Consider the following 7,914-nt stretch of genomic DNA (forward strand, 5'->3'; position numbering starts at 1 on the left):
TTTATTTAGGACAGATGTGAAGTTGACTAATTAAATTTTGGATGTCATCATATGGATATTTCGTTAGATCAAGGTTTTTAAATTTATCTATAATTGATATTGTATTAATCTCGGTCATATTAGGGCTATTATGTTTTTATTAAAGTTAATTAAAATTTACTTTACTAGCATATTGTTAAAACAAGGCAAATTTTAATTTAAGCTATTTTACATATTTGAGCGTAAGATAGGCTTAGCATTGGAGATATTGATTCCTCCGACCATCCTGATTGGAAAACCAATGTGACTCAATACGCACAATTTTGATCATTAAATANNTTAATCTGACAAGATGCAGAATCATTTTTAATGATTTTTTTGATTATGTTCGTAGTGGTTTATTCGTCTCGGAATCGCTTTATCTCAATATCCGAAATCTCTGTCTTCAGAGATTATTTTAAAATCATCTTGATAATCAAATGATAGTTTGCTGGTATTAATTAAGTTACCAAATGAACAAATCTTTAATTATTTTATCAATCATCACCAAAATTTCTGAATAATCATTTTATTTCGGGATTAGGTATTATATTATCAAAATCAACAATTAACCGAACCCGTGACATTTTTTAAATTTAATTCCACTACCACAAGGACAAGGTTCATTTCTTCCAGATATTTTGTAATTAGTTAAATTGTCTAATCCCCAATCATTCATTATTGAGCGTCCTGCTTCAGAATTGATAAATGACCTAGGGCTTTTTGATACTTCATCAGTTATTTTTTGAAGCTGTTGGTCGTTTGGTGGAGACAATTCGCTAATTTGTTTTGCACGTAATAGCAAGGCTTCCATAAAAAAGCCATCTTGAAAATTTTGGGGAAAGTTTATGATTCCACCAAACTGTTTGATTTGAACTATTGAATAGTTGATATTTCTAGGATCCTTTATTGTACTCCAAAATATAAATTTTAAAAACTTACCATACACATAAATATGATCTCCTTTATCATCGGAAATTATTGTAAAGTCTATAATTCTAGTAAAATAATAATCTAAACCTATTATTTCTGTAGTGTTTGACTTAATATTATCAGTAAGAAATAGATTAACATTTGAAAACTGAGGTGCTATTGTTTCACCCGCTAAATAATTCTTCCAATCCAACTCTACATCTTTGAGAATATTCAAAGTAGTATCCTTGGAAATCGTAGAGTTTTCCATTTGATGTAATAATCCTCTCCAAAGTACAGAGATAAGAAAATAATATAGATTTTCATCGTATTGAAAATTGTGTTTCCCATTTTCCATGAAAGGTTTGAAAAAATTTTCTGCAAACCATTTCTCCTTAATACTAAATACTTGCTCAGCTTCGTGAGAAAGATAATTACGCTTTAAACCATCTTGTAGACGCTGATTTGGGTTTCCAAAATTTCTTATATATTTCGAACCTGTCCGCTTAAGATAATCTATAACGAATTTCGGTATGATGTGGCTAGATCTTAGTTCACCTTCTGTTCCGTATAACCGGCAATTACCTTTCATATTATATAATTTTAGTTAATATTGATCTTAAAATATTTCTATATTTTCTCTATTTGTTTGACTTTTCCGAAAGTTTCTAATTCCATAAACTTTGAATTGAAAAGACTATTAGGAATTTTTTTCATAAGTAGGTTGTGAAAATTTGCATCATGTGTAGACAAAATAATCTGACGCCCTAGGTTGATTGTAATACTTCGAAGCAAATCTATGGTGGATAAAATATTGATACTATCCATTGCCTGAATAGGATCATCTATAAATATGCATTCTAAAGGATTATTATCTTCATCCTTAGCGTGGAGGGCTTTGGCCAAGAAAATACTTAAGCTTAAAATGTTGAGCTGTGCAGTACTAAAATATAAATTTGGTATCTGAAAGGTGATTTTCTTTTCGTCGATTACACACACATTAAGTTGTGGGGTATTGTCCGAAAAATCACATTTGAATTTAATTTCTTTATAATCAGGGTGTGGATCAATCTTCCTATACAGATCGTTAATAATGTCTTCATAAAAGAAGGAATTAATTTGCTTATCTATGTGTACTTCAACCAAGTCTTTTTCTATTTCCAAAGTGGATTTTAACGTGGTATTTAGGAATTTTATTCTTGACTTAATCTCCTTCTCATCGTGTTTTGCTTTTTGATGACGCAGGTACGGAATAACCTCCTCTTTAAGTTTGGATAATAATTCAAATTGAGCAATTTCATCTTCGGATTCTTTTATTGATTTTTGTTGATCATTTCTTACACTAGCAGCAAATTCGGTGATTGTTTCAGTTGTCTTACCCTCTACTATAAAATTAAACTCGTTTTTAACATATTCTTGATAGATACTGATGCGTTTTCTCAATTGTAAAAGTTTTTCTTTATGTTCAGCTATGTTGGAAGTTAGAGTTTCCGTTGAAAAGGAAGACATTTGAACCACCAAATTTTCTACAGTTGTTTTTTGGAACTGTTCATCTTCTATGGATATTGAAATATCTTCATTTACCTGATTCAATAATTTTTGAATATCCGCTAGAGTAATGGTGTTATCAATTTTATCTGAATGACTATTGATATAATCTAAAATGGCAATATAAGGAGCTTCTTTAGTCAACTCAATACGCTCATCCTGTATTTTTTTTAATTGGTTATTTGCAATAATTAGCTTTTTATCAATTGCGTCAAAATCTTTTTGAAGGTTGGAGAGATTCGATAAATATGTATCCCGTAGTTGTTGCAAATTCTTTAACTGAGTATCGAGATCAGCATTATAATCCTTTACCGACAAATTTGAAAGCTGAGAATTTAGTTCAATAATTCTGTTTACCAAAAAATCCACTTCAGCCCGTCCTGATGCCAATTGCCTTTTTATTTCTGTTTCAACAATTATAGCATCTGATAATTTTTCAGATGCCGATTGTCTTTCAAATTCGAGTAAATCCAGTAAATGGTCTTTCAATATTTTTTCTTCTATATCATTTTGATTTTTTTCGACCTCAATATTTGACTGTTCCGTAAGGGCCTTTTTTAAACTTTTATTTAGAGAATCGTTGTTAGATATCCGATTGAGAAGCTCGGTATAGTCAGCATAATTTTGGTTGCACAGTGGACAAGTCGATGTTTCAGATTCTGTGATAAGTGTTAAACCCTTTCGAAGTAATTCTTCTAGATCACTTTGAAATGCTTTTTGCTGTTCAACTTCTGTATTGCGCTTCTGCAAATTTTGCTGAAGTTTTATTCCTCTATTTCTGATATCCTTTAATTTTTTTATATCAGCACCAAATTTTTCCAGGGAGTCAGCTAATCCTAAAACATTAGAATTTTGCTTAATCTGTCCTATAACTGTATCAATTGAGCTCAAAATACTGCGATAATTTACTAATTCTTTAGCTTGATTAGTAAGTTTTGTTTCTTCATTAGCAAGTGACTTATATAATCTATCGAGTTTTATTGTGCCCCTATTAATTTCTTCACTAATTAAAGGAACTTTTCCACTTTTGGAATTGATACTAGAAATATCCAGCAGATTTTTTTTAATTTCCTGGTTCAGGTTAGATAATCTATTTGTAACGTTAGCTTTGGCCTCATTTAAAATTGTAATTGTCTCATTTTTTTTTATTTGTTTGCCATCATTAATATTTATTTCAGAGACAATATTTGTGTAGCGTGGGAAATGAACTATTAGTCCTTCGTAATATGCCTGCAACCTCCGTAGATCACCTTTTCTTTTAGTAATGGCATCAAGCCTGTTTTCTGATCTTGTGAGTTCGTTAAAATCATCCAAAGAAANNTCCAATGGATCAATATATTCATTACCGGAGATGACCGCATCAATCAGTTCTGTTAACCTTCTAGATTCGATAATCTTTTGATTAAGTTCGTGTACACATAAAGTTATTGTAGAACTTAAAACAGCGGATTCTCTTTCATCAAATGTAGTATCGAGAAAATTTAATGATTGTCCTTTTTCCTTTAACGCGTTAATTACCTGATTGACATTATTCATTATTTTTTGATCGCCATCAAAAGCTAAATCCAATTGAAAGCCTTTAAGCTGAGTTCTTAATGCTTTTACGGTTTCATCATTAGTTTTCAATAAATTGACAAGGCATTTGTAATATTGGTCAAGTTCTTTATCTCCGAAATATTTGATGAATGTTTTATAGCGACCTGCACCGTCGTCTTCTTTTAAAAAAGAGTCTATCCATTCTTGTGAAAGAATAACTTCCTGAAAATATCCTCTTATAGTTTCCCGTTCGTCAAATTTATAATCTGGTTGTCCCTTTCTAGGTTTTTTCAGTTCTTTTATAATTGGCTCATCAAAAGAAGTAGTATAGAGATTCACAAATGCTGGTAGGTCCTCTTCTGAAAACTTATTTCTCAATATATGAGTATGTTCAGCAGTATTCATGTTTTTTTCAGTCTTGGCAACCTGCTGATTTATTTTCGGTCGTTTTAGAAAGCGATGAATGTTGTGAGTAATTCCCCATTCAACAGCGTCGTAAAATGACGTTTTTCCAAATCCATTGGGTGCATAAATAGATACAAAATCTGCTATTTCTTTCCCTTTGGTAAAATCAAATGTTCCCTCTTTCGCTAAGTTATAAGCACGAAAAGCTTGAATCTCAATTTTTTTGAATTTCATCTTTAATTATTTTTTCTAATGACTCTAATACTTTAATAGGATTCACTAAGCCTTTTTTATCATCAATAATTCCAGATTGGCTGATGACATCCCACAATAGGGGATTTCTTTCGAAGTCAATCATTTGCGCATCAGGTCTTTTATCTAATGGTAGTAATTTGAGATTTTTGTTAGTAATGTGTTCTTCAATAGTCGAAACAATAAATTGATTGTCGATCGCACCCTCATAACTTAACAGGATTTTCCGGCTGGATACTGTGTCATTTTCAATTTTGTATTTTAGGTGTTTATCCGGAATGGATTCTGTAATGTAAAATAGATAAAGATTCCAAATCTCAAATTCATCTGGTAACTGACTTTGATAATAAACTGCAATGCTGTTAGAAAAATTTTCCCAATTCATTTTCAAAGATTCTTCTGAAGGAAATTTTACGAAAAAGGTATGTATTTTTGATATATATTTCTCTATATGTAGTGTTACCTCTATACCAGGATAAAGGTCACTGATAATTTTTCTAATTCTGTTTTCTGGTGACGTATTGCTCATATTCTTCTTGTAGTTTCGTAAGTAGTTCCTCTTCATTAAATATATTGCTATATTCAGTAATCTTATCAATAATAGATTTTTGCTTAAATGAATCTAGATGGACGAACCGGTAATGATCAAAAGGAAAATTGATTCCAGTATCTGTTTGCATTAGTTTTTTTTCGGTTACCCTACTTATATTTGGTATTTTGTTTGCTTCGATTTCATACAACCCATTCAAAGGACTACTATTGGTCCCAATTACAACTGTACTTCCGGAGGGCAGTCCACGATAATCCGCTTGGATCATGTTTTGTAATTCAAAAGTCCAGTCATTTGAAGTATCGGAATACAACAATCTAAATGAATTAAACAGTTCTTTCAAATTTGTCTCATCAAGGTTCGTATAATTCATAATGTTTAAAATTGTTAGAAATTCTAGCCATGCGATCCAGATGTTCCTTCCATTAAGAACATTTGGATTTGCTTGATCTAGCAGCAGTCGCCTGCTGAAGTGACGACGAATTTCATGTGGAGCCATTCCACTATTTACAATTTTTTCTGTTTCAGTTTTCAAAAAATTACGAGTGTAAGCAATATGATCTTCATTAAATCGGTTTACCCGTAAAATGAAAGTAGCATCCTGAAGAAACGAAAAGCAACCCATGTGTGCAGGATCAAGATTAACAAGATTTCCGGGATGGAGTTTAATAAGAGAGTCAAAAGATGACATCGGTGAAAACTCAATTTTTCCCAATTGTTCTTCTAATGCCTCTACCATCTGACTTTGGATTCCAGCTAGAAGAAAAAAACCATCATCAAGTTTTCCTACACCACCCCCTGAATGACCTCGTATTTCTTCAAGCCCTGGCCTGTCAGGTATTCTGGCTTCTCTCAATGAATTTTTTCTAGGTCCTTGAATTGATATTCCCTCGTCTGCTCTATAGGCATTATAATAGTAAGGATCTTCCGTCAGATTTCGTCGCATTTTTGGGTAACCCGCCAAAATGTAGGATTCTCGATCAGATGCAATAGCATCTGTACGAATAATTTGGTTTAGGCCTTTTAACCTGCTTATTTTTAAAATGGCAACATCTAATTTGGGGTGTTCGAAATAGTTTTCTCCAGATATCATGGTATAAGGTATATCTTCGGACACTAAAGAATCATCCTCAATAATAAAACGCTTCAATATGTGAATAGTATTTTTGGCATTTTGAATGACATGTTTTGCAGTAAGGATATATGTTGCATTGGGATCAAAGGGTTGAAATAAAATCCCGGATCCCTCATTCAAAACAACAACATATGGTCTTATTTCGTCAAGTGTCATGCGTTAATATTTAAATGGGCTAACAATTGGTACTGCCTTGAACTTTGGGAAATCAGAATAATCCTGTTTGGTGAAAATTCTGCCTATCAACTCTCCATAATTAAAATAGATTGTACACCCGGGATGACAATCAATTAATCGCCCAAGAAGCTGTTTGTGAGGATGATTATCTTGTTTACTATTTGTACTGATCACGAATTGATCTGATTTAACTGATTTAAAAATTGCAGGGCTGGTATTAGATTGAGCTCCATGATGTGAAATTTTGACTAATTTAGCCGGAAGAGGATTGTCAACATCAAAACCAAATGTTTTTAGCGATGTACTAACTACGGAAGGGAAAGAATCGCCAAGAAAGAGAAAATCATCGCCCATATAAGACAAAATAAATGCAAGAGAACTGCCATTTGGAACTGCGTCATCTTCTTTAAAATTTTCATCAGTAACTTTCTGATTATTCTCATGATGCTCTTTTAGTGATATCTGATGATCATTGACTTTACCACTTGTTTGAATATTTGGTTGATCAGCTTTCCACTTTAAAAGAAGATCTTCAAGTCTTTGTTTATCCGGTGATAGAAATTTAAAAGTCATTCCGTGAAAATCTTTTGTTTTCCCGGCTATATATAGTTCTTTATTCCATAACTTATGTTTGTTAAGGTAATCCTCAAATTGAATACCTTGTGGCACACTTGTCTGAGGAGAATTGCTGATGTTCATTATGATAGGCGGGAGTATTGACTCTTGGATTGAATTCAACCAAGTATTAATTACCTCTCCAGAATTAAACCAAACTTCACCAATCATCTTCCACGCTTCATCAGGTTCAAATTCAATCCATGAAATAAACCCTCCAATGTGATCCTCATCAATGTGTGTTAATATAATGAGATCAAAGATTTTTTGCTCTGATTTAAGTTTATCAATTAAATTTTTAAGAGGCCCATCAGTCTTTTTTTTATGCTGATTGTTGTATTGAAAAGTTTGCTTTTTACCACCATCAATCAAAATATTTCTTTCCTGACCTTTCTCATCTTCGAAGCTAATATGTATTGAATCTCCATTATTTGCTTGGAGTACTGTTATTTCCATAATTCAATTCTTTAAAAAAAATACATTAAAACTATTTAGGAGTAAAATGTAAAATGGGTTAAATAATACTTGCCTTAAATTAGTATAATAAATGCAAATTTTAAATTATATTCATCAATAAATGATTCATTATCGTTAAATATAATTCGAATATCTGTCATGTTGCTAATTGTAAATGTCTAACCTGTAGAATACATTAAAATGCCTTTATCTAATCTTATGAAATATGATTATGATCTTCCAATTTATAATTTTATCTCGATGTCACATTATGGAAAACCGTAATTGAAAAAAATATTTCAATATCTCA

General features: G+C 31.7%; 5 protein-coding genes. All 5 read right to left on the reverse strand.

Annotation, left to right across the window (positions count from 1 at the left end):
- Positions 1-586: 586 nt before the first annotated feature.
- The 5 genes from B4H69_RS11845 to B4H69_RS11860 all read right to left on the reverse strand — a co-directional run bounded on the left by B4H69_RS11845 (position 587) and on the right by B4H69_RS11860 (position 7,604).
- The gene (locus B4H69_RS11845; protein WP_291094107.1) at positions 587-1,522 is read right to left on the reverse strand and encodes a YecA family protein; all 936 of its coding nucleotides are present in this window, start codon (positions 1,520-1,522) and stop codon (positions 587-589) included.
- 38 nt (positions 1,523-1,560) lie between these two features.
- On the reverse strand, positions 1,561-4,653 hold the full coding sequence (locus B4H69_RS16490; protein WP_414647223.1) for an AAA family ATPase: 3,093 nt from the start codon (positions 4,651-4,653) through the stop codon (positions 1,561-1,563).
- Positions 4,634-5,200, reverse strand: coding sequence for an ABC-three component system middle component 1 (locus B4H69_RS11850; RefSeq protein WP_291094109.1), 567 nt, complete (start codon positions 5,198-5,200; stop codon positions 4,634-4,636). Before B4H69_RS11850 ends, B4H69_RS16490 begins: the two co-directional genes overlap by 20 nt.
- Positions 5,169-6,512, reverse strand: a complete 1,344-nt coding sequence (locus tag B4H69_RS11855) for an ABC-three component system protein (protein ID WP_291094111.1) — start codon at positions 6,510-6,512, stop codon at positions 5,169-5,171. The genes B4H69_RS11850 and B4H69_RS11855 overlap by 32 nt, the downstream gene beginning before the upstream one ends.
- A 3-nt stretch (positions 6,513-6,515) precedes the next feature.
- On the reverse strand, positions 6,516-7,604 hold the full coding sequence (locus B4H69_RS11860) for a ComEC/Rec2 family competence protein (RefSeq protein WP_291094113.1): 1,089 nt from the start codon (positions 7,602-7,604) through the stop codon (positions 6,516-6,518).
- Positions 7,605-7,914 lie beyond the last annotated feature (310 nt).

This window comes from Empedobacter sp. UBA6745 (genome assembly GCF_002453775.1).
In the GTDB taxonomy this organism is placed as follows: domain Bacteria; phylum Bacteroidota; class Bacteroidia; order Flavobacteriales; family Weeksellaceae; genus Empedobacter; species Empedobacter falsenii_C.

What these genes read in the sequence shown, in the direction of transcription:
- B4H69_RS11845 (WP_291094107.1), bottom strand. Translation starts at nt 1,522, where the DNA reads ATGAAAGGTAATTGCCGGTTATACGGAACAGAAGGTGAACTAAGATCT.
- B4H69_RS11850 (WP_291094109.1), bottom strand. Translation starts at nt 5,200, where the DNA reads ATGAGCAATACGTCACCAGAAAACAGAATTAGAAAAATTATCAGTGAC.
- B4H69_RS11855 (WP_291094111.1), bottom strand. Translation starts at nt 6,512, where the DNA reads ATGACACTTGACGAAATAAGACCATATGTTGTTGTTTTGAATGAGGGA.
- B4H69_RS11860 (WP_291094113.1), bottom strand. Translation starts at nt 7,604, where the DNA reads ATGGAAATAACAGTACTCCAAGCAAATAATGGAGATTCAATACATATT.